At 73.1% G+C, this 26576-nt stretch carries 23 protein-coding genes; 11 read left to right on the top strand and 12 right to left on the bottom strand.

Translation table 11 applies throughout. The features are described from left to right. Positions 1-190 precede the first annotated feature (190 nt). Both OHA99_RS21435 and OHA99_RS21440 read left to right on the top strand, forming a co-directional pair. Positions 191-2794, top strand: a complete 2604-nt coding sequence (locus OHA99_RS21435; RefSeq protein WP_405697291.1) for a bifunctional FO biosynthesis protein CofGH — start codon at positions 191-193, stop codon at positions 2792-2794. A 74-nt stretch (positions 2795-2868) separates the two neighbouring features. Further along, positions 2869-3429 (top strand): hypothetical protein, encoded by a 561-nt coding sequence (locus OHA99_RS21440; RefSeq protein WP_405697293.1) that lies wholly within the window; start codon positions 2869-2871, stop codon positions 3427-3429. A 1-nt stretch (position 3430) separates the two neighbouring features. Here OHA99_RS21440 and OHA99_RS21445 read toward each other — a convergent pair whose 3' ends face one another. Beyond that, positions 3431-3940: a DUF2165 domain-containing protein gene (locus tag OHA99_RS21445; RefSeq protein ID WP_366472201.1), complete on the bottom strand. Its 510-nt coding sequence runs from the start codon at positions 3938-3940 to the stop codon at positions 3431-3433. A gap of 51 nt (positions 3941-3991) precedes the next feature. Between OHA99_RS21445 and OHA99_RS21450 the strand changes: the two genes are divergently transcribed. Then, positions 3992-4705 (top strand): hypothetical protein, encoded by a 714-nt coding sequence (locus tag OHA99_RS21450; RefSeq protein ID WP_405697296.1) that lies wholly within the window; start codon positions 3992-3994, stop codon positions 4703-4705. A 49-nt stretch (positions 4706-4754) separates the two neighbouring features. On the opposite strand, the gene OHA99_RS21455 is transcribed toward OHA99_RS21450, so the two are convergent. Both OHA99_RS21455 and OHA99_RS21460 read right to left on the bottom strand, forming a co-directional pair. After that, on the bottom strand, positions 4755-5909 hold the full coding sequence (locus tag OHA99_RS21455; protein WP_282881620.1) for a serine hydrolase: 1155 nt from the start codon (positions 5907-5909) through the stop codon (positions 4755-4757). 230 nt (positions 5910-6139) lie between these two features. Further along, positions 6140-6490: a DoxX family protein gene (locus tag OHA99_RS21460; protein WP_405697298.1), complete on the bottom strand. Its 351-nt coding sequence runs from the start codon at positions 6488-6490 to the stop codon at positions 6140-6142. 87 nt (positions 6491-6577) lie between these two features. Between OHA99_RS21460 and OHA99_RS21465 the strand changes: the two genes are divergently transcribed. The 3 genes from OHA99_RS21465 (at position 6578) to OHA99_RS21475 (ending at position 9158) form a co-directional block, all read left to right on the top strand. Continuing rightward, a complete protein-coding gene (locus OHA99_RS21465; protein WP_405697300.1) occupies positions 6578-7474 on the top strand; it encodes a LysR family transcriptional regulator in 897 nt (298 codons plus the stop codon). A gap of 105 nt (positions 7475-7579) precedes the next feature. Continuing rightward, positions 7580-8695 (top strand): ADP-ribosylglycohydrolase family protein, encoded by a 1116-nt coding sequence (locus OHA99_RS21470; protein WP_153179363.1) that lies wholly within the window; start codon positions 7580-7582, stop codon positions 8693-8695. Positions 8696-8747: 52 nt separating this feature from the next. After that, positions 8748-9158 carry a VOC family protein gene (locus OHA99_RS21475; RefSeq protein ID WP_153179364.1) on the top strand — a complete coding sequence of 137 codons (411 nt, stop codon included), beginning with the start codon at positions 8748-8750 and terminating at the stop codon, positions 9156-9158. Between the two features lie 85 nt (positions 9159-9243). Here OHA99_RS21475 and OHA99_RS21480 read toward each other — a convergent pair whose 3' ends face one another. The 3 genes from OHA99_RS21480 to OHA99_RS37760 all read right to left on the bottom strand — a co-directional run bounded on the left by OHA99_RS21480 (position 9244) and on the right by OHA99_RS37760 (position 16634). Next, the gene (locus OHA99_RS21480) at positions 9244-10836 is read right to left on the bottom strand and encodes a sodium:solute symporter family protein (protein WP_153179365.1); all 1593 of its coding nucleotides are present in this window, start codon (positions 10834-10836) and stop codon (positions 9244-9246) included. Positions 10837-11062: 226 nt separating this feature from the next. Further along, complete coding sequence (locus OHA99_RS21485) at positions 11063-13012, bottom strand: glycosyltransferase family 87 protein (protein ID WP_153179366.1); 1950 nt, start codon at positions 13010-13012, stop codon at positions 11063-11065. Positions 13013-13229: 217 nt separating this feature from the next. Then, positions 13230-16634 (bottom strand): D-alanyl-D-alanine carboxypeptidase, encoded by a 3405-nt coding sequence (locus tag OHA99_RS37760; protein ID WP_409000706.1) that lies wholly within the window; start codon positions 16632-16634, stop codon positions 13230-13232. A 189-nt stretch (positions 16635-16823) separates the two neighbouring features. On the opposite strand from OHA99_RS37760, the gene OHA99_RS21500 reads away from it, so the two are divergent. The 3 genes from OHA99_RS21500 to OHA99_RS21510 all read left to right on the top strand — a co-directional run bounded on the left by OHA99_RS21500 (position 16824) and on the right by OHA99_RS21510 (position 19136). Next, a complete protein-coding gene (locus OHA99_RS21500) occupies positions 16824-17582 on the top strand; it encodes a GPP34 family phosphoprotein (RefSeq protein WP_007388668.1) in 759 nt (252 codons plus the stop codon). A gap of 330 nt (positions 17583-17912) precedes the next feature. Next, a complete protein-coding gene (locus tag OHA99_RS21505; RefSeq protein WP_007388669.1) occupies positions 17913-18770 on the top strand; it encodes a helix-turn-helix transcriptional regulator in 858 nt (285 codons plus the stop codon). A 174-nt stretch (positions 18771-18944) separates the two neighbouring features. Further along, positions 18945-19136, top strand: coding sequence for a DUF397 domain-containing protein (locus tag OHA99_RS21510; protein WP_007388670.1), 192 nt, complete (start codon positions 18945-18947; stop codon positions 19134-19136). 93 nt (positions 19137-19229) lie between these two features. Here the strand turns inward: OHA99_RS21510 and OHA99_RS21515 are convergent, their stop codons facing one another. The 3 genes from OHA99_RS21515 to OHA99_RS21525 all read right to left on the bottom strand — a co-directional run bounded on the left by OHA99_RS21515 (position 19230) and on the right by OHA99_RS21525 (position 21691). Next, on the bottom strand, positions 19230-20090 hold the full coding sequence (locus tag OHA99_RS21515) for a MerR family transcriptional regulator (RefSeq protein WP_194280304.1): 861 nt from the start codon (positions 20088-20090) through the stop codon (positions 19230-19232). A gap of 85 nt (positions 20091-20175) precedes the next feature. Further along, positions 20176-20697, bottom strand: coding sequence for a glutathione peroxidase (locus OHA99_RS21520; RefSeq protein ID WP_153179369.1), 522 nt, complete (start codon positions 20695-20697; stop codon positions 20176-20178). A gap of 10 nt (positions 20698-20707) precedes the next feature. Next, positions 20708-21691 carry a helix-turn-helix transcriptional regulator gene (locus tag OHA99_RS21525; RefSeq protein WP_153179370.1) on the bottom strand — a complete coding sequence of 328 codons (984 nt, stop codon included), beginning with the start codon at positions 21689-21691 and terminating at the stop codon, positions 20708-20710. 80 nt (positions 21692-21771) lie between these two features. Between OHA99_RS21525 and OHA99_RS21530 the strand changes: the two genes are divergently transcribed. Together OHA99_RS21530 and OHA99_RS21535 are read left to right on the top strand one after the other, a co-directional pair. After that, positions 21772-23001: an MFS transporter gene (locus tag OHA99_RS21530; RefSeq protein WP_153179371.1), complete on the top strand. Its 1230-nt coding sequence runs from the start codon at positions 21772-21774 to the stop codon at positions 22999-23001. Between the two features lie 113 nt (positions 23002-23114). After that, a complete protein-coding gene (locus tag OHA99_RS21535) occupies positions 23115-24197 on the top strand; it encodes a PP2C family protein-serine/threonine phosphatase (protein ID WP_153179372.1) in 1083 nt (360 codons plus the stop codon). On the opposite strand, the gene OHA99_RS21540 is transcribed toward OHA99_RS21535, so the two are convergent. The 3 genes from OHA99_RS21540 to OHA99_RS21550 form a co-directional block, all read right to left on the bottom strand. Beyond that, positions 24188-24904, bottom strand: coding sequence for a DUF5701 family protein (locus OHA99_RS21540; protein ID WP_366472194.1), 717 nt, complete (start codon positions 24902-24904; stop codon positions 24188-24190). The two genes, OHA99_RS21535 and OHA99_RS21540, sit on opposite strands and share 10 nt — an antisense overlap. An 83-nt stretch (positions 24905-24987) precedes the next feature. Continuing rightward, on the bottom strand, positions 24988-25671 hold the full coding sequence (locus OHA99_RS21545; protein ID WP_153179374.1) for a CatB-related O-acetyltransferase: 684 nt from the start codon (positions 25669-25671) through the stop codon (positions 24988-24990). Beyond that, complete coding sequence (locus OHA99_RS21550) at positions 25668-26567, bottom strand: virginiamycin B lyase (RefSeq protein WP_153179375.1); 900 nt, start codon at positions 26565-26567, stop codon at positions 25668-25670. The genes OHA99_RS21545 and OHA99_RS21550 overlap by 4 nt, the downstream gene beginning before the upstream one ends. Between the last annotated feature and the right edge of the window lie 9 nt (positions 26568-26576).

A 26576-nucleotide genomic window follows, 5' to 3' on the forward strand; every position in this document is an offset into this window, starting at 1 on the left:
GTGACCGCGGTGGTGCAGGGGTGGTGCGTGCAACCCTGGTATTGAGCCGTGAACTCCCTGACAAGGGAAGGGGGTCGGCGCATTGAGGGGTCATTGAGGACCGGGAACGGCGCGGTGGCCCGCCGGGCCGGTCGTGCCGCTCGGCGGGACGGGGACCCCGTGCTGATCACGCCGCTCGTATGCTCGAAGGATGACGACCTCCGCGACCTCCGGAACCGGACCCGCCGACCCCGCAGGGCCCACCGAGAACTCCATGCGTCGCGCCCTGAAACGCGCCCGGGACGGCGTCGCCCTCGACGTGTCCGAGGCCGCCGTGCTGCTCCAGGCGCGCGGCGCCGACCTCGACGCCCTCACCGCGTCCGCCGCCCGGGTCCGGGACGCCGGTCTGGAGGCCGCCGGGCGGCCCGGCGTCATCACGTACTCGAAGAGCGTCTTCGTCCCGCTGACCCGGCTGTGCCGGGACAAGTGCCACTACTGCACCTTCGTCACCGTCCCCGGCAAGCTGCGCCGGGCGGGCCACGGGATGTTCATGTCGCCGGACGAGGTGCTCGACATCGCGCGCAAGGGCGCCGCCCTCGGCTGCAAGGAAGCCCTCATCACCCTCGGCGACAAGCCCGAGGAGCGCTGGCCGGAGGCCAGGGAGTGGCTGGACGCGCACGGCTACGACGACACGATCGCCTACGTCCGCGCCATCTCGATCCGCATCCTGGAGGAGACGGGCCTCCTCCCGCACCTCAACCCCGGCGTCATGAGCTGGACGGACTTCCAGCGGCTCAAGCCCGTCGCGCCGTCCATGGGCATGATGCTGGAGACCACCGCGACCCGCCTGTGGTCCGAGCCGGGCGGCCCGCACCACGGCTCGCCCGACAAGGAGCCCGCCGTACGCCTGCGCGTCCTGGAGGACGCCGGACGCTCCTCGGTCCCCTTCACCTCCGGCATCCTCATCGGCATCGGCGAGACGTACGAGGAGCGGGCCGAGTCCCTCTTCGCGCTGCGCAAGGTCTCCCGCGCCTACCACGGCATCCAGGAACTGATCATCCAGAACTTCCGCGCCAAGCCCGACACGGCGATGCGCGGCATGCCGGACGCGGAGCTGGACGCACTGGTCGCGACGGTCGCCGTGGCCCGGCACCTCATGGGCCCCTCCGCCTGCCTCCAGGCCCCGCCCAACCTGGTGGACGCGGAGTACGAGCGGCTGATCGGCGCGGGCATCGACGACTGGGGCGGCGTCTCCCCGCTCACCATCGACCACGTCAACCCCGAGCGTCCCTGGCCGCAGATCGACGAACTCGCCGCCAAGTCCCGGGCGGCCGGCTTCGAGCTGCGCGAACGGCTCTGCGTGTACCCGGAGTTCGTGCGGCGCGGCGAGCCCTGGCTGGACCCGCGGCTGCGCCCGCACGTCTCCGCGCTCGCCGACCCGGAGACGGGCCTCGCCCGCGAGGACGCGGTGGTCGAGGGACACGCCTGGCAGGAACCGGACGAGGCGTTCACCGGCACCGGCCGCACCGACCTGCACGCCACCATCGACACCGAGGGCCGTACCTCGGACCGCCGCGACGACTTCGACGAGGTGTACGGCGACTGGGGCGCCCTGCGCGAGGCCGCCGCCCCCGGCATGGCCCCCGAGCGCATCGACACCGACGTACGCGCCGCGCTGGCCACGGCGGCCGACGACCCGACGCGGCTGACGGACGACGAGGCCCTCGCCCTGCTGCACGCCGACGGCCCGGCGCTGGACGCCCTGTGCGGTATCGCCGACGACGTGCGCAGGTCGGTGGTCGGCGACGACGTGACGTACATCGTCACCCGCAACATCAACTTCACCAACGTCTGCTACACCGGCTGCCGCTTCTGCGCCTTCGCCCAGCGCCGCACGGACGCCGACGCCTACACGCTCTCTCTGGACCAGGTCGCCGACCGCGCCCAGCAGGCCTGGGACGTGGGCGCGGTGGAGGTCTGCATGCAGGGCGGCATCCACCCCGACCTGCCGGGCACCGCGTACTTCGACATCGCGCGGGCGGTGAAGGAACGCGTCCCCGGCATGCACGTGCACGCGTTCTCGCCGATGGAGGTCGTCAACGGCGCGACCCGCACCGGCATGTCGATCGGGGAGTGGCTGAGCGCCGCGAAGGAGGCGGGCCTGGACTCGGTCCCGGGCACGGCGGCGGAGATCCTCGACGACGAGGTCCGCTGGATCCTCACCAAGGGCAAGCTGCCGACGGCCACCTGGATCGAGGTGATCGAGACGGCCCACGAGCTGGGCATCCGCTCCTCGTCCACGATGATGTACGGCCACGTGGACCAGCCCCGCCACTGGCTCGGCCACCTGCGCACCCTCGCCGGGATCCAGCAGCGCACGGGCGGCTTCACGGAGTTCGTGACGCTCCCCTTCATCCACACCAACGCCCCGGTGTACCTGGCGGGCATCGCGCGGCCGGGCCCGACCCTCCGGGACAACCGCGCGGTGACGGCGATGGCCCGCCTCCTGCTCCACCCCCACATCCCCAACATCCAGACGAGCTGGGTGAAACTGGGCACGGAGGGCGCGGCGGAGATGCTCCGCTCCGGCGCCAACGACCTGGGCGGCACCCTCATGGAGGAGACGATCTCCCGTATGGCGGGCTCGTCCTACGGGTCGTACAAGTCGGTCAAGGACCTGATCGCGGTCGCCGACGCGGCGGGCCGCCCGGCCAAGCCGCGCACCACCCTGTACGGCCCGGTCCCCGAGGAGCGGCAGCGGGCGGCGCGGGACTCGGACGGGCACCTGCCGGAGCTGCTGCCGGTCCTGGACTGAGGGGTGCGGGCGCGCAGTACGATGATCGGGCCCCCGGTGTGTCGGGGTTCTCGTAGCTGAGGAGATGCGTGCCCGTGCCTGCCCGACTTCCCTCATGGGCGTGGGTCTCCGGTCTGACCGTGGGCGCGACAGCGGCGGTGACCGTCCTGGCCGTACAGGCGGACCGGGGACCCCACCCCACCGCCGTGGTGACCAAGCCGAAGCCGTCGGCGTCGGCGGAGGCGCACCCCACGCCGAAGGAGACCGCCCCGGCCCCGGTCCCGGCGGATTCCGGCACCGGGCGGCGCGTCGTCTACTCGGTGGGCAAGGACCGGGTGTGGCTGGTCGACGCCAGCGACGCCACCCGGCGGTCCTTCAAGGTGTGGCCGGGCACGGTCGACCCCGACCCCGGCAAGTACAGCGTCGGCACCCGCCGCCAGGATCCGACGACGGGCTCCGACGGGGTTCAGGTCGAGCAGATCATGTACTTCACCCAGGAGGACGGCGTCTGGGTCGCCTTCTCCAACGCGGTGGACGGGTCCTCGCCGCCGCCCGCCGACGGTGCCAAGACCGGCGGCATACGGCTGCCCAAGGCGGACGGCGACGCGCTGTGGGACTTCGGCACGTCCGGCACGACGGTCACCGTGGTCGCGTAGGTCACTGCGGGTTCGTGGCCTCCGCCCCTCCGGACGGCAGGTGCGCCACGATCAGCACGACGCCGCTGAACAGCAGCACCCGCGTCGCCGCGTCCAGGCCGTTCCAGTCCTCCGACTGCCACATCGCGAACCACTCCCCGCCGATCGCGAGGAACCCGGCGCCGAACAGCAGCATCAGCATGAGCGTGCCGTACGTGGTGAAGCGCCGCGCGGGAGCGTGCTGCCGGCGTATCCAGAGCCAGGTCGCCCAGATCAGCACGAGCGCGGCGGCGGTCTCCCAGACGATGATCGCCACGTAGGCGGTGTCCTGGAGCCCCTTGCTCGTGATCGCCCGCCACATCAGGTCGTCGTCCTTGAACGTGGTGTCCATGGCGAGGACGTGGTGCACGTACTGCTGGTTGTTGTCGAAGTCGGTGATGTTCCCGAGGGCCACGAGGGCGATGTAGAGGGCGAGCACCGCGGTGAGCACGGTGGACGCGAGTAACAGGGTGCTGCGGGGGTTCTTGGTCATGGCAGCACTATTCCGAAGCCGGGGGCGCGGCGAGTGGGTAGGGTCCGGAACGTGATCTCTCCGAAGCGTTCCGCCGACCAACTGCCGGGCGACCCGCGCCGACTGAACCTTGAGTACCGGACGTGGCACTTCGTCGGCTCGGAGGGCGACGAGAACGGCTTCGACGAGTGGGAGGTCTCCGTCCGGTCCAGCCGGTACCAGGACCGGTCGAAGGGGGCGGCGGCGAAGACCGTCCGGCACGAGATCGGCTCGATGAGGCTCTTCCGCCTGCGGATGGACGACAGGTTCAGCCCGTTCCCGTTCTCCGACGCGGAGGCCCACGACACCGAGCTGTCCAACCTGGTCCTCGGCGTCTACGACCTCGGCGGCGGCGGCTACCGCCAGGAGTTCCGGGACACCATGACGACCTGCGACGGCGACCTGCTCGTCCTCTTCGACGTACGGCTGGATCCCGCCTGGCGGGGCTTCGGCCTCGGGCCGGTCCTCGCGGCCGAGGCCGTGTGGACCCTGGCCGACGGTTGCAGCGCCGTCATCACGCATACCCACCCCACGGAGTTCCCGGACCGTCCCCGGCCCGAAGCCGAGTACCGGCGGGCGGTCGAGAGGATCGCGGGGCTGTGGGAGAGCGTCGGATTCCGACGCCGTGCCGGGCCCCTCGGCCACCTCCTGGACCCCAGGACCGACGAGGCGCGGGACCTGAGGAACGAGCGGCGCCGGGACCTCGACGCGCTCGCCGGCGCCTGGCGCGAGTCGCTGCGCCGCTGAACCCGGCCCGCGTGCCCCCGGGGCAGGCGGACCGGGTCCGTGACGGCCGCTACTCGCACACGGCCGTGTCCACCAGGTCGAAGACGTGCTGGTGGGCCGCCATCATGTCGGCCGGCTCGGCGGCCACCGAGCTGGACAGGGCCGTCGTCGCCACCGTGGCCGCGCGGCCGTCCCGCGTGGCGCCGCCGTAGGTCTCGTAGCCGTGGATGGAGCCGCCGTGGCCCCACAGCTCGACGTCGCAGGACAGGGGGGTGCGGAAGAGGCCCAGGCCGTATCCGGTACCGGGCGTGGGAGCGCCCTCGGTGACCGGGACCGTGGTCTGCATCTCCTTCAGCTCGGCGGCCTCCAGCACCTTGCCGCCGAGCAGGGCGGAGAAGAAGCGGTTCAGGTCGCGCGGGGTGGTGACCAACTGCCCGGCCGCCCAGGCCTGGGACGGGTCGAGGCGGGTGATGTCCGCCAGCGGCGCGCCGGGCGTGGCGGCGGCGTAGCCCTTGGGGTGGGCGCCCCGGATGCCGCGCTCGCCGACGCCCGGCCAGTAGGTGTCCTTCAGACCGAGGGGGCGGATGATCCGGTCGGTGATCTCCTCGCCGAAGGGGCGGCCCGTGACCTTCTCGACGAGCAGGCCCGCCAGGACGTAGTTGGTGTTGCTGTACTGCCACTTCGCGCCGGGCTCGAACGCCGCCTTCTGGCTCAGGGCGAGGTCGATCAGGTCACGCGGGTTGTAGTACGTGTCGCGGACCTCGAACGGGTCCAGGCCCAGCGTCGGGACGTAGTCGGGCAGACCGCTGGTGTGCTGGAGCAGGTTGCGCACGGTGATCCGGCCGCCGTCGATGCCGTCGCCGCGCACCAGACCCGGCAGGTACGTCTCGATCGGCTCGTCCAGCTTCACCTTGCCCTCGCCGACCAGCTGGAGCACCACCGCCGCGGTGAGGGCCTTGGTGTTGCTGCCCGCCCTGACCTGTCCGTTGACCGGCACGGACGCGCCGGTCTCCAGGTCGCCGGTGCCGGCCGTGTAGTCGCGGACGCGACCGTCACGTCCCTGGTCGGCGACCAGTGCGGCGGGGAACCCGTCCTCGCGCACCAGGTCCTTCGCGCCCTCGCGCACGGCGTCGCGGTGACCGGCGTGGTCCGGGGCGCCGTAGGCCAGGGAACCGGTCACGGCGAGGCCGCCGCCCAGGACCGCGAGCGCGGCGACCACCGACAGCACGCGCCCGCGCCGCTTCCTCGGCCTGGACGGGACGGAGGCGGTGGCGGGGGCGGAGGCGGAGGCGGCGGCGGAAAGACGGTCGGACACGGGGATTCCTCTCAACAAGGCTGCTCTCGGAACGCCTTGAGCCTTTCGCGAACCGGCCGCCCGCTCGATGGGGCCAGGCGGCGGAAACGGGGTGTACCTTCCCCCACCCCCGACCGGCTGTCCGGCTGGCGGCCGGTCCGTCACGCGGCCGCCCCCACGACGAGCGCCGCGGTGCCGAGCACCAGGTATCCGAGGGGGAAGGCGATGTTGTGGAAGACCCGGGCGCGGAGGTGTGCGGCGACCGCGCCGACGAAGAAGAGGACGAGGCCGACCGCCGCCGCGATACCGAGCGGCCTGACGCCCAGCAGGCCGACGAGGAGCCCGGCGGCTCCTGCCCCCTTGAGGCCGGCCAGCCACGGGAGCCACGACGCGGGGACCCCCACCTCGGCCGAGTTGGCGAGGACGAACGGGGCCCGCAGCAGGTCCGCGACGGCGATCCCGGTGTTGGCGACGATCGCCACGACGGTGACGATCACGTAGGCGGTGTACACGGGGGGCTCGCTTCCTTCCAGTGGCTTTCCTCCAGCCTCACCGGCGCCCACCGCGACGTCCAATACCTGCTTCTATAACCTGGTGGAATGGATGTCGACACCCGATTGCTGCGGTACTTCGCGACCGTGGCGGAGGAAGGCAGCCTGACCCGGGCGGCTCAGCGGCTGTACGTCTCCCAGCCCGCGCTGACCAAGCAGATCCGGCAGCTGGAGTCGGCACTGGGGGCGCCCCTCTTCACGCGCTCGCGCAGCGGCATGGCCCTCACCGGGCCGGGCCGGGCGCTCGCGGCGCGGGTGCCCGGTCTCCTCGCCGGGTGGCAGGCGGCACTGCGCGAGACGAGGTCCGCGGCGCGCCGGGCGGACCGGATCCTGCGGGTGGGCTTCCTCGCCAGTGCCGCCAACGAGGCGACGCAGCCGATCATCGCCGAGTTCGCCCGGCGCCGTCCGGACTGGCGGGCCGAGATGCGGCAGGCCGCGTGGTCGAACCCGACCGCGGGACTCGCCGACTCGGACGTCGACGTCGCCCTGGTGCGGCTGCCGTTCCCCGGGCAGGAGACGCTGCGCGTCGTGGAGCTGTTCAGCGAGCCCCGCTGCGTGGCACTCCCCGAGAACCACCCGCTGGCCGGGCGCGGGACGATCGACTTCCGCGAGCTGTGGGACGAGCCCTTCGTGGCCGCCCCGCCCGAGACGGGCCCCTGGCGTGAGTACTGGCTGGCCGCCGACGAACGCGACGGCCACCCCGTGCGCATCGGCGCGGTCACCGAGCAGCCCGACGACTGGCTCACCGCGATCGCCAACGGCTACGGCGTCGCGCTCGCCCCCGAGTCGGCGGCCCGCTTCTACACCCGCCCCGGCGTGGTCCACCGGCCCGTCACCGGGATCGGTCCCAGCCGGGTCGCGGTCGCCTGGGCCCGCGCCGACGACGCCGACCCCGTCGTCCAGGACTTCGTCCGCTGCTGCCGCGAGGTGTGCGGGGGCACGTGAACGTTTCCACACCGTTCCGACCCTGACCGACCACTTCTGTTCGCATACAGTGCTGGACGTCGTACGTACGGACAGTGGTGTGGACAGTGCCGAGGGGAGGTCCGGGTGGGCGGGACGACCGGTGCCGTCTGGGGGCGTGCGGAGCAGCAGGACTTCCGCAGCCGGGTGCGCGGGACCCTGCTCGGCGTGGCCGTCGGGGACGCCTTCGGCGCGCCCGTCGACTCCCTCGCCCTGGACGCGATCCGGGAGGCCCACGGTGCGGAGGGGCTGTCCGACCTGGCCCCCGCCCACGGCCGCCGCGGTGCCGTCACCCACCTCACGCAGCTCACCCTGTTCTCCGTGGACGGGCTGATCCGCGCCCAGGTACGACGCGACACCGGCGCCTGGCACCCGCCGACCGACCTGCACCGGGCCTACCGCCGCTGGGCCGCCACCCAGCGCGACTGGGGACCCGACCTGCGGCGCAAGGACGACGGCTGGCTGGCCCGCGAGGAGTGGCTGTACGTCCGCCGGGACGCCCCGCGCTCACTGCTGCTCGGCCTCGGCGACGAGACGATGGGCACGCCCGAGGCGCCGAAGAACCCCGACGAGCGCGGCCCCGAGGCCGCCGCCCGCTCGGCGCCGTTCGGGCTCCTGGTCGGCTGGGAGCCGCAGCTGGTCGCCCAGCTCGCCGTGGAGTGCGCGGCGCAGACCCATGGCCACCCCGTCGGCTGCCTGGCGGCGGGGGCGTACGCGGTGATCGTGCACGGGCTGGCGCGCGGCGAGAGTCTGGACGCCGCCGTGCAGCGGGCCCTGGCGCTGCTCGCCGCCCGCCCGGGACACGAGCCCGTGGCGGACGCCCTCCAGCACGCGCTGGGTTCGGTACGGCAGGGGCTGCCGACCCCGGCGCGGGTCACCGGGCTGCTCGGCGCGGGCACCGCGGAGGGCCTGGTCGCCGCCGCCGTGTACTGCGCCCTCGTCGGCGAGGACGTACGGCACGGGCTGCGGCTGGCCGTCAACCACGACGGCCCCTCGGCGGCCACCGGCGCGCTGACGGGCGGCCTGCTCGGCGCCCTGCACGGCGAGACGGCCCTGCCCCCGGCCTGGCTGGCCGAGCTGGAGGGCCGCCCGACCCTCCTGGAACTGGCCGACGACTTCGCCATGGAGATGACCCAGGGCCCCGCCCTGCACGGCCCGGCGGGCTCGTCCCCCGGCTGGCTGTCGCGGTACCCGCGGGCGTAGGAGTCACGTTTCGAGAAGCGCCGCCCCGCCGGGCGCGGCTAGCGTGGCCGCCATGGACATCAGCATTCACACCACCGTGCTTCCGCACGACGACCCGGACGCGTCCCTCGTCTTCTACCGCGACGTCCTCGGCTTCGAGGTCCGCCAGGACGTCGGCAACGGCAGGATGCGCTGGATCACGGTCGGGCCGGCCGGTCAGCCGGACATCTCGCTGCTGCTCTCGCCGCCCGCCGCCGACCCCGGCGTCACCGACGCCGAGCGCCGCACCATCGCCGAGATGATGGCCAAGGGCACCTACGGCTGGATCCTCCTGGCCACCAAGGACCTCGACGGCACCTTCGAGAAGCTGCGCGCCGGGAACGCCGAGATCGTCCAGGAGCCGACCGAGCAGCCGTACGGCGTCCGGGACTGCGCCTTCCGGGACCCGGCCGGCAACCAGATCCGCATCCAGGAACTGCGCTGAGCGCGACGCGGCCGATGACCACCCCCGTGGCCACCGGCCGCACGCGCCTCTCGGCCAGGTCCTGCGACACGTCCCGCGACAGGCCCTAGGGGGTGTCGCCCACCCGGCTGCGGCCCACCGCGTCGTCCACCCCGCCCGCCGGCGTCGGGATCGCGGCCGCCGCGCCGGAGGCGTCGTCGCCGTCCCCGTCGGTGTTGACGCGCTCGATGATCGCGAGCCGCTCCGGGGTGTCCTCCGGCTTCAGGTAGCCGATCAGGATGTAGAGGACGAGCGAGACCGCCAGCGGAATGGAGACCTGGTACTCCAGTGGCACCCCGCCCTCCACGCTCCAGCTGATCGGGTAGTTGACCAGCCAGAACGCGACCAGGCCCAGGCCCCAGCTGGTGAGCGCCGCCGTCGGGCCCGAGCGGCGGAAGGGCCGCAGCAGGCCGAGCATCATCGGGATCGCGATCGGGCCCATCAGACCGGCGACCCACTTGATCACGACGGTGATGATGTCCTTGAACGTCGGCGAGTCGACCTGCGTCGCCACCGCCATCGACAGACCGAGGAAGATCACCGTCGTCAGGCGCGCCGCCAGCAGTCCGGACCGCTGTCCCCAGCCGCGTGCCCGCTTCGACAGCACCGGCGCCACGTCACGGGTGAAGACGGCCGCGATGGCGTTGGCGTCCGAGGAGCACATGGCCATGGTGTGCGAGAAGAAGCCGACGACGACCAGGCCGAGCAGCCCGTGCGGCAGCAGCTGCTCGGTCATCAGGGCGTAGGAGTCGGAACCGTCCGCCTTCTGCGACTCCACCAGCAGCGGCGACATCCACATCGGGAAGAACAGCACCACCGGCCAGACCAGCCACAGCACCGCCGAGAGCCGTGCCCCCCGCGCCGCCTCGCGGGCGTTGGCCGTGGCCATGTAGCGCTGGGCCTGGTTGAGCATGCCGCCGTTGTACTCGAAGAGCTTGATGAAGAGGAACGCCAGCAGGAACACCGTCCCGTACGGGCCGACCAGCGGTTTTCCGTGGCCCTGGAGGGCGGGCTCGTCCCAGACGCCGAAGAAGCCGCCGTGGTCGCCGAGCTTCATGACGACGGCCACGAACATCGCGACACCGGCCAGCAGCTGGATGACGAACTGGCCCAGCTCCGTCAGCGCGTCCGCCCACAGGCCGCCGATCGTGCAGTAGATGCCCGTGATGACGCCGGTGATCAGGATGCCCTGGTTGAGGGTGATGCCGGTGAAGACCGACAGGAGCGTGGCGATGGCCGCCCACTTCGCGGCCACGTCCACGATCTTCAGCAGCATGCCGGACCAGGCCAGCGCCTGCTGGGTGGGCAGGTTGTACCGGTTCTTCAGGTACTCCAGCGGCGAGGCCACGTGCAGCCGCGAGCGCAGCCGGTTGATGCGCGGCGCGAACAGCTTGGAGCCGATGGCGACGCCGAGCGCGATGGGGAACGACCACGTCACGAAGGACGTGACGCCGTAGGTGTAGGCGATGCCGGCGTAGCCGGTGAACATCACCGCGCTGTAGCCCGACATGTGGTGCGAGATGCCGGACAGCCACCAGGGCATCTTGCCGCCGGCCGTGAAGAAGTCGCTGACGTCGTCCACGCGTTTGTGCGACCAGACGCCGATCGCCACCATGACGGCGAAGTAGCCGATGAGCACGGACCAGTCGAGACCGTTCATGTGCCCCCTTCCGGGGTCCGCCTTGTGAACTCCGCTCAGCCGGTTGGCACTTCGCTTGAGCGGGGTAAGGGCGTGGCAGGCCGCGAAGTGCCCGCTCATCGTGAGTGCGCCGACGCGGGCACGACAAGGAAGCGGAACGTCAAGAGGAAGTAAAAAGGTTCGGCTTACTGATTGCCGTTCACCTACATGAACAACGGGGCGGCCCCCGAAGAGGCCGCCCGGTGCGCTACTTCAGCTCGTCGGGGCACGGCGTGCCCCGCTTCAGCCCGTACGGCGCCGACAGCCGGTACGTGCCCGCCTCGGGGGCGACGAGCGTCGTCCACACGTCGCCGTCGGCGGTCTCCTCGGTCTCCGTCACACAGCCGTTGACGTTGTCGTACGTCTTCGGCGTGCCCTCCGGGGCGTTCTCGGAGGCCTCCGTCTCCTGCGGCGGCTTCACCTTGTTGCCCTCCTCGTCGACGAGGCTGAGCCAGGGCGAGTACGGCATCCGGACCAGGATGCGTCCGGGCTCCTGCACGTCGATGACCCACTCGTCCTGCTCGGCGCGCCGGACGATCGCGTCGGGCTCCGCCAGCGGCGTCGGGTCGGTCACCTTGAACAGCTGCCAGTTGGCGTCCCCCCACACCTGCTTCAGATACGGCAGGCCCCGTTGCAGCAGCTCCCGCTCGCGCTTGCCGCCGTCGCCGTCCGGTTCGCCCTTGGGCAGCACCACGTAGTGCACCGCCCAGCGCCGCAGCCACTCGTGGTAGTTCGCCGAGTTGAGCGTGTCGTCGTAGAAGAGCGGGTTGCGCTCCATGTCGGCCTGGCGGGTCCAGCCGCGGGCCAGGTTCACGTACGGCGCGAGGGCCGAGGCCTCCCGGTGGGAGCGGGCGGGTACGGCCTCCACCCGGCCCTGCTCCGCGCCGACCTTCTGGAGCTCGTTCACGAGCGGCGCCAGCTCGCGCGCCCAGGAGGCGGCGGGCTGGGTGTGGATGGCGTCGTCGGCCGACTTGAAGCCGATCCAGCCCACGAAGCCGACGAGCGAGACCACCAGCGCGTACCACTTGCGCGACTTCGGCACCGTGAACGGCAGCGCCGCCACCAGCGCCACCCCGGCGAAGAGCATCGCCAGCCGGGTGATGTTGGAGCCGATCTGCGAGCTGATCAGCCAGACCAGCAGCACGGCCAGGCCGTAGACCGCCGACGTGATCCGCACGGTCGTCCAGGTGCGCGGCACGAACCAGTACACCAGGCCCGCGTAGAGGACCGGCAGCACCGCCGAACCAAACCCCATCGGCTGCGTGCCCGAGAAGGGGAACAGCACCGCCGACAGCGCGACGACCACGCTCGGCGCCACGCCCAGCGCCCAGGCACCCGGGCGGCGCTTCTGGAGGAACAGGGCCACCGCCACCAGGCCCACGAACAGTCCCGAGACCGGCGAGGCCATCGTCGACAGGGCGGCCAGCGGCGCCGCGCACAGCCCCTTCGCCCAGCGCTCGTGCCGCCAGCGGTAGGGCCAGCAGAACACGGCGGCGACCGCGCCGAGCCCGAACATCATGCCGAGCCCGAACGTCACCCGGCCCGACACCGCGTTGGCCAGCAGCCCGAAGAGGCCCGCCAGCGACGCCCACAGCGGATTGCGGACCACCCGGCTGCGGATCAGGACCATCGTCAGCAGCCCGGCCGACACCGTCCCCGCGATCATCATCGTCGTGCGCACGCCGAGCACCGACATCAGATACGGCGAGATCACGCTGTACGACACCGGGTGCATGCCGCCGTACCAGGCGAGGTTGTACGCGGAGTCCGGGTGCCGGCCGACGAACTCGGCCCACGCGTCCTGCGCCGCGAGGTCGCCGCCGCTGTTCGCGAACGTGAAGAACCACACTATGTGGAGCGCCCCGGCCAGGGCGGTCACGGACAGCACGGGGTGGCGCAGCATGCGCTCGCGCAGGGCCATGAGTGCGGTGTTCACGGCCGACGGCGCCTTCGGCCCGACGGGTTCGGGCCGGGCCGGCCGGGACCCGGAAGGACCGGATTCGGAAGCGCCGGGCCCGGAAGCGCCGGATTCGGAAGGACCGGACCCGGAAGGACGGGGTTCACCGTCGTCCCTGCGGGGCTCGGGTACGCGTGGTCGCGGGCCGGCTCCCGGGCCCGGATCGGCGTCGTCGGCGCGTGTCGGCTCCGCAGTGGCCACCTGAAGGCACTCCCCGTGTCCCGTCTTCTGCTTTGGGCCGTGTCCCGTTCCCACGACCGGCGACTGCCCCGTTTCGTGACGCTAGCACGCGGCCCCGCACAGTTTCCTCCTCCGTTTCGGGACCCTCCCGGCCCTGGCGGAAGCGAACGCCCCCGCGGCCGGGTGGCCGCGGGGGCGTCGGGCACGGGGGCGTCGCTCCGGCCGGGCGGGCCGGTGCTCAGCCCAGGCGGGTCAGCTTGTCCGAGAGTCCGGGCTCGACGAGGTCGTCCCGCAGTGCCACCGGCACCTTCACGGCGCCGCTGGTGCCGCCGTCGCCGACCGTGAGGGTGCCGACCTTGGTACCGGCCTTCGCGGCGTGCGGGACCTCGTCCGCGTCGAAGGTCAGCTTCACGGTCAGCCCGCCCCAGCCGACGGCCTTGACGTCCTTCGTGGCGACGACCGGCGTACGGCCGCCGAGGCCGTCGTCGACGTACCCGACGACGCTCCCCTTCTTCAGGATCGTCGACGACTGGAGGGTGTCCTGCGCGGCCCGGATCAGTTCGTCGCTCGCGTCCAGCGCGGCGTCGAGGATGCCCCCGCCGACGTCCGGCTGGCGCACCACGGCCCCGACGATGGTCCGGGTCTCCCCGCCGACCTCCTTCTTCGCCGCGAAGACGAGGTTGCCGAGGGCGGAGGTGGTGGTGCCGGTCTTGATGCCGACGACGCCGTTGTGGCCGACCAGATGGTTCCAGTTGCCGTGGTTGACGCCCTTGTAGTCGTTGTACGACATCATCGCGGCGACCTCGCGGAAGGCGGGCGACTTCATCGCCGCCTTGGCCAGCTTCACCTGGTCCACGGCCGTGCTCACCGTCGTGTTGTTCAGCCCCGACGGGTCGGTGTACGTCGTGTTGGTCATGCCGAGGTCCTTCGCGGCGGCGTTCATCTTCTCCACGAACGCCTTCTCCGACCCCGCGTCCCAGCGGGCCAGCAGCCGCGCCACGTTGTTCGCGGACGCGATCAGCACGGCCTTGAGGGCCTCGCGCTGGGAGATCGAGTCACCGGCGTAGACGTTGACGGTGGACTCGTCGCCGGCGTCCGACTGCTCCTCCGCCGCCTGGTCGATCTTGATCTTCGGACCCTCGGCGCCGCTCTTGAGCGGGTGGTCGCGCAGGATGACGTACGCGGTCATGACCTTGGCCACGCTCGCGATCGGCACCGGCTTCTGGTCGCCGGACGAGCCGAACGAGCCGATGCCCTGCACGTCGAGCGCGGCCTGACCGCTCTCGGGCCACGGGATCTGCGGCTTGCCGCCGTCGAACGTGAAGCTGTCCTGTGCCGTGAGGTCGAGGGTCGGCGTGGGCAGCGGGCGCATCGCCTGCACGACGCCGAGGACGATCACCAGCAGGGCGACCAGCGGCGTCCAGATCTTGACCCGGCGCACCGTCGTCCGCAGCGGGGTCTCCGGGGGCGGCGGGGTGTTCGTCAGCTCCGCCAGCAGGTCCAGCGGCGGCTTGGGCGGCAGCGGCTGCTGGGTGGTCCGGTCGGGACCGACGTGCGGCCTGGCGGCGGTGACCCCGGTACGGGGCGCCTGCGGCGGCTTGGGGCCCGCGGAGGGGGCCTTGGGCGCCTCCGTGGCCTGGGCGGCCTGCGGGGCCTGTGGGGGCCGCGGGGGCTTGCGGTTCGCCGGGTCGTCCGGATTCCGCAGCGCCACGAACTTGCTGGTCCGCTCGGCGTCGCTCTCGGACCGCGCGGGCGCGTCGCCCTTCTGCCCGGCCTTCCTGGCGGCGGAGGCGGCGTCACCCAGCTTCAGCATGGTCGTCGGCTGGTCCACGGCGGGCTTGTCCAGCCGCGGCGCCTTGAACACGGCGGTGGGCTGATCGACCGGCGGCGCGCCGTCCCCGCGGTCGCCGTCGCGGTCGTCGCCGTCGGTGCCACGGCCGCCGTTGTTGCCGTCCCGTCCGGAGCCCGGCTCCACGTCCGAGCCGGGCTCCGGCTCCGGGCGGGACTTCGGGCCCGGCTTCGTTTCCGGGGCCGGCGTCGAGCCCGCCTTCCGTTCCGGGGCCGGGCCGGCGCCCGAGCCCGAGACGTCAGCGGAGCCGGCGTCCGTGGCCGGTTCCTCGTCGGCGGCCGGTTCCTCGTTCCCGCCCGACGCGGAACCCGCGCCGGAGCCGGAGTCCGACGCGGGGTCCGAGGCAGACGCCGTGGCCGTGCCCGGGGCGGCGTCCCCGCCGCGAGCCGAACCTGGAGCCGGGGGCACGTCGGCGTCGGGGCCGTGGCCCGAGACCGGGCCGGGGGCCGTGTCCGGGGCCGGGTCGGTGTCCCTGCCGGGTGCCGAGGGCGTGTCCGAGCCGGAGGGTGCGTCGGCGTCGGGACCGTGGCCCGACTCCGGGTCCGGGGTTGCGTCCATGTCCGGGGCCGGGTCGGTGTTCCTGCCGGGTGCCGAGGGCGTGTCCGAGCCGGAGGGTGCGTCGGCGTCGGGACCGTGGCTCGACACCGGGTCCGGGGTTGCGTCCATGTCCGGGGCCGGGTCGGTGTCCCTGCCGGGTGCCGAGGGCGTGTCCGAGCCGGAGGGTGCGTCGGCGTCGGGACCGTGGCCCGACTCCGGGTCCGGGGTCGCGTCCGTGTCCGGGGCCGGGTCGGTGTCCCTGCCGGGTGTCGAGGGCGTGTCCGAGCCGGAGGGTGCGTCGGCGTCGGGGCCGTGGCTCGACTCCGGGCCCGAGGCCGCGTCCCTGTCCGAGGCGGCGGCCGGTTCCGTCGCCGGGTCCGAGTCGGAGGCGGAGCCGGAAGCCGAGGCCGGGGCGAGGGCTGCGTCCTTGTCCGCGTCCGTCGTCGGGCCTGCTTCCGAGGGGGCGTCAGCGCCGGAGCCGGAGCCCGACGCCGACACCGGGTCCGGTTCCGGGACCGCGTCCCTCTCCGAGGAGGACGCCGGGTCGGTGTTCCCGCCGGGAGCCGAGGGCGTGTCCGAGTCGGCGGGCGCGTCGGCGCCGGAGCCGGCGTCCGATGCCGGGTCCGTGCCGGAGGTGGAGGCGGAGCCGGACACCGAGTCCGAGTCCGAGTCCGAGCCCGCGTCCTCGTCCGAGCCCGTGTCCGTGTCGGAGGCCGTGTCGGACCCGGAGCCCGTGTCCGAGTCCGCGCGGGAGGCGCCGTCGCCGGACGTCACCGCGCCCGCGGTGGCGTCCTCGCCGCCGTCCCGTGCGGGCTCCGCCGGGTCCTGCTCGTCCTCGAGCCGCGCGTTGGCGGCGGCACGTTCGTCCGCGGTGGCCACCCAGGCCGCGACGGCGTCCCTGAGCCGGCCGTCGTTCCCGGCGGCGGGCACCGCGTCGTCGCCCTCGGAAGCTCCGGAGGAGTCCGCGGCGGACGCCCCGGCGTCGTCGTCCTCGCCGGAGGTCTCCGCCTCCTGCCCCGTCTCGCGGACCGACAGCACCCGGGTCGCCGTGTCGACGCCGCCACCGGACCCGGACCCGGCGGACCCCGCGGAGCGCTTCGTGTCCTCCCGTGCCACGGCCAGCCGCGGATCACGCGTCTCGCTCGCCCCGGTCCTGGCTTCGGGAACCGGACCCGCGCTCCCCGACGTCGGTTCTTCCGACGACTCGCGCTGCTTCGACCTGTCGGGGGACTCGCCCGCCACCGATGCCTCCTCCATGCGCCGCACGACCTGTGCGCGCTACCGAACCCGTACCGAAACCATCTACCAGTGTCCTGGGTACGGGGGGAACCCACGCGGTAGACGAGAACGACATACCTACTGGTTCCACTACGAAGCGGTCACGCACCCTCGACAGACCAATGTGAGAGGGGTCACCCTGTCTGTCATCCACGCGGGGAGGCATGGATGGGCAGGAGCCGCAGAACACTTCCGGAAGAGCTTCTGCTGCTGGCGTTGGACCCGACCACGGGTACCACCGCACAGCCGCAGTCGCTCGACCTCGGTCTGGCCGGAGCACAGCTGGTGGAGCTGGCGCTGGCCGGACGGATAGCCCCAGACGGGGATCGTATCGCCGTGGTGGCCCCACGGCCGACAGGAGATCCAACACTGGACTGCGCGTTGGAGTTGCTGCGAAGGCGTGGCGCTCCGGTACGGGCGGTCAACTGGATTGGCGGACCCCGCCTGGGGCTGCGCCAGACCTACCTCTCGCATCTGGAGCGATGCGGCATGGTGCATGCCGTGGAGGGCCAGATGTGCGGGGTGCTGCCGACGACTCGCTACCAGGCGACGGACACGGCGATCAGCAGGGAGATCAAGGCCCGGCTGGACTCGGCGATCCGCACCGGCGTACCGCCGGACCCGCGGACCGCGGCGCTCGCCGCGCTGGCCCACGCGGTCGGACTCGGCAAGCACCTCTACCCGGGCAACGAAGGACGCTCGTCGCGATCCCGGCTGCGGGACCTCATCCGGCACGACCCCATGGGCGGCCTGGTGGCGCACGCGGTGATGGACGTCCAGAACGGCGCTGCGGCACAGCCACGCCGCAGTCCGGCCCCGGCCGGCCGCCAGGCCCCGGGACCGGGGGCGAGGCCCGCCCCGGAACCCGCCCGCGGTGTTCCGGCGCAGCCGCGCCACGGATCCATGGCGCGAGCGGTCGCCCACTAGCCCGGCCGGCGCACCGCAACCACCGCACCACCGCACCTCGACAACACCGCACCACCGCACCACAACGCCGCACCGCCAGTCCCCAAGCCCGGTCACGGGAGCCGCAGGTCCGCGCGGGGCGGCGGGACCGACCGTACGTCCGGCCCACCCGGACTGCGGAAAGGTTCCGCCGCCCCGCGCGGCCGCATGCGGGGGTGGCGCCCCGAACTGGCGTGTACGCGGCGCATATCGACCGTTTCCCAGCGGTAGAAAGCACCTTGGTGGCAGTCTGCTCAGCAGCAGATACACAAAGTGGCCAGTATGAGTCACCCAGCCGGAGGTGCACGTCCCGTGGCGTCGAGTGTCAATCCCACCGTAAGGCGGCGTCGGCTGGGCCAGGAGCTGCGCCGGCTCCGTGAGCAGAAGGGCATGACGGCCGAGGAGGTCGCCGAGCGGCTGCTCGTCTCCCAGTCGAAGATCAGCCGCCTGGAGAACGGGCGGCGCAGCATCAGCCAGCGCGACGTCCGCGACCTGTGCGGCGTGTACGAGGTCGAGGACCAGCGGATCGTCGACTCGCTGATGCAGATGGCGAAGGACTCGCGCCAGCAGGGCTGGTGGCACGCCTTCGGGGACATCCCGTACAGCGTGTACATCGGCCTGGAGACCGACGCGGAGTCGCTGCGCACCTACGAACCCCAGATCATCACCGGCCTGTTGCAGACCCGCCCCTACGCCGAGGCGCTCATCCAGGGCGCGTTGCCCGAGACGTCGGTCGCCGACGTGGAGAAGCGGGTGCAGGTCCGCATACGGCGGCAGGAGCGCATCTCCGCCGAACACAACCCGCTGCGGCTGTGGGTGGTCCTCGACGAGGCCAGCCTGCGCCGGGTGGTGGGCGGCAAGCAGGTGATGCGGGAGCAGCTGGAGCACGTCGCCGAGATGTCGCAGCTGCCGCACATCACCGTGCAGGTGCTGCCGTTCGACGTCGGCGCGCACCCCGGCATCAACGGTCAGTACTCCATCCTGGAGTTCGCCGACACGGCCGACTCCAGCGTGGTGTACATCGAGGGCGTGACCAGCGACCTGTACCTGGAGAAGGCGCCGGACGTGCAGAAGTACACGGTGATGTACGAGCATCTGCGGGCCCAGGCGCTGAACGTGGAGCAGTCGCGGCAGCGCATCGAGGACGTGGCGAAGGAGTACGCACGCTGAGCGGTGCGGCATGGTACACCCCTGCCACGATGTACTGGAAGACTCGCCTGGAATATGCCATCCGGTCGAGTGAATGGCTGCTCCGTCCGCGGAGGCCAGCGAGTAGCGTCGATCACGCCAAAGATCAAACGTCATTGGCGTGAACCACACCCGCGACTCGCCATCGGAGCAGACATGGCAATTCTTCAGGGCGCCCAGGAATCGTGGACCAAGTCCTCCTACTCCGGAGGAAACGGCGCATGCGTCGAGGTCCGGTCACCGGTCGTGGCGGCGCTCGCCGTCCGCGACTCCAAGGTGACCGGCGGCCCGGTCCTCGCGTTCCCCGCCGACGCGTGGAACACCTTCGTGACCTCGGTCAAGGAGTAGCGCCGCCACGCGTCACCCGGCCGTACCGACGGCAGTGCCCTCTCGACCAGTTCGCCGACCTTGCCGAGAGGGCACCCGTCACCTCACCTCACGTCACCTCACAGGGAACGCCACGTCGCACACCGGGTCCTCGGGGCCCGCGGCGTCCCAGTCGGCGAAGTACACCTCGCGGCACGGCCCCGTCACCGTCAGGCCCTGCGCGGCGACCCACTCCTCCACCGCCCCGAAGGCGGCCAGGATCTGCGGATACTCCACCTGGGCCTTGGTGATCCGGGTGTAGGCCAGCCGCCCGGCCGGCTCCACCCGCACCCGCGTCTGCCGGGCCCGTCCCCGCTCCTGGCTCCAGGCCCGCGCCGCCGCCTCGTCGGCGACCGGCACACAGGACTCGGCGGGACCGTCGCTCTCCGCCGACACGTCGGCGTGGTAGGCGACGAACGGCGCAGCCGTCACACCCCCGCAGTCCCGGGCCGCCTCTTCCAGACGCCCCAGTGAGGCACCGATCCACGCCGGCAGCTCGTCCGCCAGTGTGTGCCGGGTCTCGGTGATCACCACCTGTTCGGGCACGTCCACCGTCTCGACCACGAATTTTCCGTACACGTCGGAATCCCTTCCCGTCAGCCGTCCACGGAGGTAGTCGACGAGCGTGCGCTGCGCGGCCACCCGGGCCTCCACGTCCGCCCAGTAGACGTCGAGCAGACCGGCGGCCCGGTCGCCGTCCGCGTGGACCACCTCGGCGATCCGCGCGAGCGGCATGTCCAGCCGGCGCAACAGGGCCACGAGCCGGGCGCGTTCGACCTGCCCGGCGCGGTAGTACCGGTAGCCCGTGGTCTCGTCCACGTGGGCGGGCGCCAGCAGACCCAGCCGGTCGTACAGCCGCAGTGCCTTGGCCGACAGCCGGGCCCGCGCGGCGAACGCGCCGATGGTCAGCAACGCCTCCCCAGACACCTCGCCCATGCCGTCGTCCACGTCGTCGTCCTCCGTCACCGGGCGGTCGTTCCGCCCGGCGACGCAGACACTCGGGCTTGTCCCAGGGGGAAGGTCAACCGGCGAGGCGCGCCTCGACGGCCGCCACGACCTCGGCCGCCTCCGGCTCGGTCTGCGGGGAGAACCGGGCGGCGACCTTGCCGTCCCGGCCGATCAGGAACTTCTCGAAGTTCCAGCGGACGTCCCCGCTGTGCCCCTCCGCGTCCGCGAAGCCCGTCAGCCGGTCGTACAGGGGATGCCGGCCCTCCCCGTTGACCTCCGTCTTCTCGGTCATCGGGAAGGTGACGCCGTACGTCGCCGAGCAGAACTCGGCGATCTCGTCGGCGCTGCCCGGCTCCTGGCCCATGAACTGGTTGCAGGGCACGCCGAGCACGGTGAACCCCTGCTCCGCGTACCGCTCGTGCAGCCGCTCCAGGCCGGAGTACTGCGGGGTGAGCCCGCACTTGGAGGCCACGTTGACCACCAGCACGACCCGCCCCGCGTACTGGGAGAGGTCTGCGGTCCCGCCCTGGAGCGCGCCGATCTCGACGTCGAGGGGAAGGCTGTCGTCGTTCCGCGTGTTCGGTGAGGTCGTCATGCACCGGATGCTAGTCCGGCACCCCACCCGTCCCGCCGCCCGCCTCCACGAGCACCTCCCCGGCCGGTGTCCGCGAGTACAGGACCGACCGGCCCGCGCGCCGCCGCTCCACCAGCCCCGCGTCGAGCAGCACCCGCAGGTGCCGGCCGACCGAGCCGAGGCGCTGGCCGGTCACGCCGACCAGCTGGCTGGTGCTCATGGGGGTGGCGAGCAGCGTCAGCACGGCCGCGCGGGCCGGTCCGAGCAGCGCGCCGAGGGCGGCGGGCGCGCGCCGGGCGCCGTCGTCCGCGAGGGCGCCCGCGCACGGGTAGACCACCGCGTACCGCTCGGGCTCCTTCCACGACACCCAGCCGTGCCGCTGCGGCGTGATCGGGACGAGGAGCAGCTCCGCCCCGGACAGCTCGCGCGGCGGGTACGGGTTCAGGTTGATCTGGAGCCGGTTGTCGCCCAGCCAGCGGGTGCCGGGCCGCAGGGCGTCCAGCACCGTCGCCCAGCCGCCCCGGCTCACCTGCGCGGTCCGCGCGACGACGTCCGCCTCCAGGACCCGGCGCCGCCGCTCCCAGTCCGGCCGCACCGCCTGCGCCCAGACCTCCTCGAGCAGCGCCGCGGCCCGCTCCGGCAGGTCGTCGCGGTCCAGGGCGGCCGGGAGCGGGCCTCCGACGGAGACCGTCAGACCGGCGCGGGCCTCGTCGGGGCGGGCCGCCCGGATCCGCGCCACGCCCTCCTCGAAGCTGAGGCCCTCGACCGGCACGGGCGTGAGGAAGTCGGCGTTCCAGCCCCGGCCGAGACCCGCGTCGACCAGCAGCGCGGTCACCGGGTCGGCCGCCATCCGGCGCAGATGGGCGGGCCGGTGGGCGTCGAGCCACGCCCGTTCGCCGGGGTGCCCGGCCACCCCGGCGTGCAGCAGCTTCAGACAGGCGAGGGTCTCGTCGAGCGGCGACACGACGAACCGGCTGCGGGCGAGCGTGTCGGCGTTGACCTCCCACCAGCCCATGCCCCGGCCCTTCTCCCGCCACCTTTCGCGTCCGCGCGAAACATTAACCGCCGGGCCGGCGAGCGCCCCACACTCCCCGCATGCCGGACACCAGACCCAGAAGCTACGCGGACCTCTTCCGCACCCCGGAGTTCAGCCCCCTCTTCCTCTCCTCCGCCGCCAACCTCGCCGCCCAGACGGTGAGCGGCCTCGCCCTCGGCACGCTGGTGTACCGCGCGACGCACTCGCCGCTGCTCTCCGCGCTCAGCATGTTCGGCCCCGCGCTCGCCCAGGTGCTGGGCGCCACGTTCTTCCTCTCCGCCGCCGACCGGCTGCCCCCGCGTGCCACGCTGGCCGGCCTCTCGGCGGCCTTCGCCGTCACCACCGCGGCGCTCGCGCTGCCCGGCCTGCCGGTGTGGGGCATGCTCGCCCTCGTCCTGGTCAAGGGCCTGATCGCCTCCGTCGGCGGCGGGGTCCGCTGGGGCCTGCTGACCGAGATCCTCGCCAAGGACGGGTACCTGACCGGGCGTTCCCTCTTCAACATGATGAACGGCGTCCTCCAGATCGCCGGTTACGCGGCCGGCGGCGTCCTGGTGACCCTGCTGTCACCGCGCCTGTGCCTGCTCCTCGCGGCCGCTCTGTACGCCACGGCCACCGGCGTCGCCCTCCGGCTGACCCGGCGCCCGCCCCGCACCGCGGGCCGCCCCTCCGTACGGGCCACCTGGCGCGCCAACTCCCGCCTGTGGTCCGCCCGCCCGCGCCGCCACGTGTACCTGGCCCTGTGGATCCCCAACGGCCTCGTCGTCGGCTGCGAGTCCCTGTACGTCTCCTACGACTCCCGCGCCGCGGGCACGCTGTTCGCCTGCGCCGCGCTGGGCATGCTCGCCGGGGACGTGACCGTCGGGCGGCTGCTCCCGGTCCGGCTGCGCCCGCGCCTCGGCGTCCCGCTCCTGGTGCTGCTGGCCACGCCGTACCTCGTCCTGTTCCTGCGCCCGCCGCTGCCGCTGACGGCCGTACTGGTCGCGCTGGCCTCCGTCGGCTTCGGCGCGAGCCTGGTGCAGCAGGAGCGCCTGGTGGCCCTGACCCCCGACGACCTCTCCGGGCACGCCCTCGGGCTGCACTCCGCCGGAATGCTCACCATGCAGGGCGTCGCCGCGACGCTGGCCGGCACGGTCGCCCAGGTCACCTCACCGGCGACGGCCATGACCGTGATGGCGCTCGCCTCGCTCACGGTGACGCTCACGCTGACGGTGGTGAGCAGGCGCGACGCGCCCGACGGCGGGCTGCTGCCGACGCGGGCGGCGGCTGCGGCCCGGCCTCGATTGGGTTAAGGAGCGCCGGGAAACTCCTGCTCGCTCCGCCCCTTGCCTAGGGTGAGAGGCCGGGGAGGGCGCCTGAGGACAGGGAGAGGGCGGCTCTTGAGCGCTGCGACACCGGAGTAGTCATGATCGCGAAGAAGGCGTCGTCGCCCGGTTCCGCGGCGCTGCTGTCCTGGATGCCGGTCGCCGCCATGGCGGTGGTCGCCACCGTGGACCTCACGATGGGCCCGGGCGTGGGGCTGCTGCCCCTGGTGTCGCTGGGCCCCGCCTTCGCCGGGCTGGTCGGCGGCTGGCGGCGCACCGCGGTGATCGGACTGGCCGCGCTCCTGCTCTGTGTCGGCCTCGGCATGTACAACGGGCTCTTCGACCGCCCCCGCGGCTACACCGCCATGATGTCGGTGGCCGGCGTGACCGGCGTCGGCATCGCGGCGGCCGTGATGCGTTCGCGCCGCGAGGCCGAGCTGGCCAGCGTGCGCTCGATCGCGGAGGTGGCCCAGCGGGTCCTGCTGCGCCCGGTCCCGCTGACCGCGGGCCCGCTGCACGCGGCCGTCTCCTACACCTCGGCGGTCGCGGAGGCCCGGATCGGCGGCGACCTGTACGAGGTGGTGGCCTCGCCGCACGGCGTCCGGGTGATCGTCGGCGACGTCCAGGGCAAGGGCCTCGCGGCCGTGGAGACCGCGGCCCGTGTGCTCGGGGCCTTCCGGGAGGCGGCGTACGACGAGAAGGACCTGGTCAAACTGGGGGAGCGGCTCGAGCGCAGCGTCGCCCGGGAGCTGGAGGACGAGAAGTTCGTCACCGCCGTCCTCGCCGAGATAGGCCACGACCACCGCGCGGTCCTCCTCAACTACGGCCACCCCGCGCCGCTGCTCGTCCACGGCGACGGCACCGCCGACTTCCCGGAGCCGCCCGTCCACGCCCTCCCGCTGGGCCTGGCCGCGCACGGCGGCCCCGGCCCCGCCCCCTTCCCGGTGCCCTTCCTCCCGGGCGACCAACTGCTCCTCTACACCGACGGCGTCACGGAGGCCCGCGACGAGCGCGGCGACTTCTACCCGCTCGCCGACCGCGCCCACCTGCTGAAGGACCCCGACGCCCACCGCGCCCTCGACGCCCTGCGCGAGGACCTCGTACGGCACGCGGCGGGGCCCCACCACGACGACGCGGCGATGCTGCTGCTGCGCTACCAGGCGCCGGACGGCGCTCAGGCGTGACGCGCCCCGGCGGACGCCATACCGAGCCAGGTGTGCGGGTTGCCCTCCCAGCACCAGCCGAGCTTCGGGGCCCGCTTGCTGATCCAGAGCGCCGGGACCCGGCGGTCCCCGCACCGTGAACCGCCCAGCGAGAAGCACTTGTTCTTGACCAGGATCTCCGGGACGTGGGTCAGCAGGGCGATGCCCTCCTCGATGGTGAGCAGGGTGCGGCCCCGCCCGGCGACGGTGGCCATCGCGTCACCCGGCACGACCCCGCAGAACTCCTCCCCGCGCTCGACGTCGCACAGCAGGTGGACGCCGTCCGTACCGGGCGGCCGGGCCGGCTCGGTGGCGACGAACCGCTCCAGGGAGCCCGGTTCGAAGCTGCGGTCGACGAACCCGGGCAGCCGGCCGCCGTGCAGCGTGGTCAGCGGCATGGTCGCCTCGATCGGGGCCAGTTGGCGCCCGACGACCAGGACGAAGGGCACCCGGCCGGTGACGGCGGGGTCGTACGCCGCCGAAGTCCCCGCGGACGCCGAGGAGTCCGCGCGGGCCACGGCCTCGGCGCGCAGCGGTGCGACCAGTTCGGTGAACTGCTCGGGGGAGCGGCCGGACAGCGCCGGGCAGCCGAGCGCGACGAGGGTGCGGACCTGCCGGTCGAACTCGGCGGCGGCGTCGAAGACGGGGGCGGCGGCGTCGGAGGCGGGGGAGTGCGTCGGGTCGGTCAAGCGGGTGCTTCCTTCCGTGGGTCCTGCGGCGGACCGGTCCGGGGTGCGGGAGGGGGCGTGGCCGGGGGACGGCGCGGCAGCGGTCAGGGCAGCTCCTTCGTCGCGACGGCCTCGATCTCGGCCGGGGTGCCCGACATGATCGTCCGCACGTGGCGGGTGACCAGTTCGACCGGCCAGTCCCACCACGCGGCCCGTCGCAGCCGCGCGACGTCCTCGGCGTCGTACCGGGTGCGGATGGGCCGGGCCGGACTGCCGCCGACCACGGTGTACGGCGGTACGTCCCCGGTGACCAGCGACCCGGCGGCGATGATCGCGCCGTCCCCGATGCGCACGCCGGGCATGACGGTGGCGCCGTAGCCGAACCACACGTCGTTGCCGACGACGGTGTCGCCGCGGCTGGGCATGCCGGTGACCAGGTCGAGCGTGGCCTCGCCCCAGGCGCCGCCGAACATGGTGAACGGGAACGTCGACACGCCCATGGTGGGATGCTCGGCCCCGGCCATCAGGAAGCGGGTGCCGGTGGCGATCGCGCAGTACTTGCCGATGATCAGCCGCTCCGGGCCGTAGGCGTAGAGCACGTTGCGGGTCTCGAAGGCGGTGGCGTCGTCGGGGTCGTCGTAGTAGGTGAAGTCGCCGACCTGGATGCGCTCGTCGGTGACGAGGGGCTTGAGCAGGACGACGCGCGGGTGCTGCGCGAGGGGGTGCAGCACCTCCGGGTCGGGAGCGGCACCCGGAGCGGGCGCGGGCTCGACGGTGGGGTCGGTCAAGGCCGGACCTCGATTCTGGCCAGGGAGCCGGTTTCCAGGGCGCACCACAGGGCGCCGTCGTGTGCGGTGATGCCGTGCGGTTCGCAGTCGGTGCGGGAGAGCGCGTACGAGGTGATGTCGCCGTCGACGGTGATCCGGCCGACCCGGCCACCGCCCCACTCGGTGAACCACAGCGCGCCGTCGGGCCCGGCCGTCACCGCGTGCGGCTTGGCCGCGGGGTCGGGCAGCGGGTACTCGGTGACGGCGCCGTCGACGGTGATCCGGCCGATCCGCCCGGCCCCGATCTCGGTGAACCACAGCGCGCCGTCGGGACCCGCGGCGATGCCCACCGGCCCGGCACCCTCGGTCGGCAGCGGGTACGCGGTGCCGTGGCCGTCGGTGGTCAGCCGTCCCACGGCGTTGCCCTGGTTGAGCGTGCACCACAGGGCGCCGTCGGGCCCGGTCGTGAGGGCGGACGGGAAGGCGCCGGGCGCCGGATACTCGGTGACCTCGCCGTCCACGGTGACGCGGCCGACGCGGTCGGCCGAGGAGAGCGTGAACCACATCGCGCCGTCCGGTCCCGCCGTGATGCCGAACGGCCCGCCCCCGGGTGTGCGGGGCGCGAAGGACGCGTAGTCGCCCTCGGGGGTGAGGCGGCCGATGCGGTGCGCCCGGTACTCGGTGAACCACACGGCGCCGTCCGGGCCCGCCGTGATCACGGTCGGTCCGTCGCCGACCGGGTGGACGGTGACCAGTCCGTCGTCCGGGTCCCTGCGGGCGACCGCGCCCCGGTGGACGAGGGTGAACCACAGGGCGCCGTCCGGGCCTTCCGTCAGCGCGTAGGGACCGGCGTCCGCGTCGCTCACGGTGAACTCCCGTACGGAGCCGGTGTCGTGACTCTCGTTGAATTCGTTCATCGAGAGTAA

The organism is Streptomyces coelicoflavus (assembly GCF_045041415.1).
GTDB lineage: Bacteria > Actinomycetota > Actinomycetes > Streptomycetales > Streptomycetaceae > Streptomyces > Streptomyces coelicoflavus.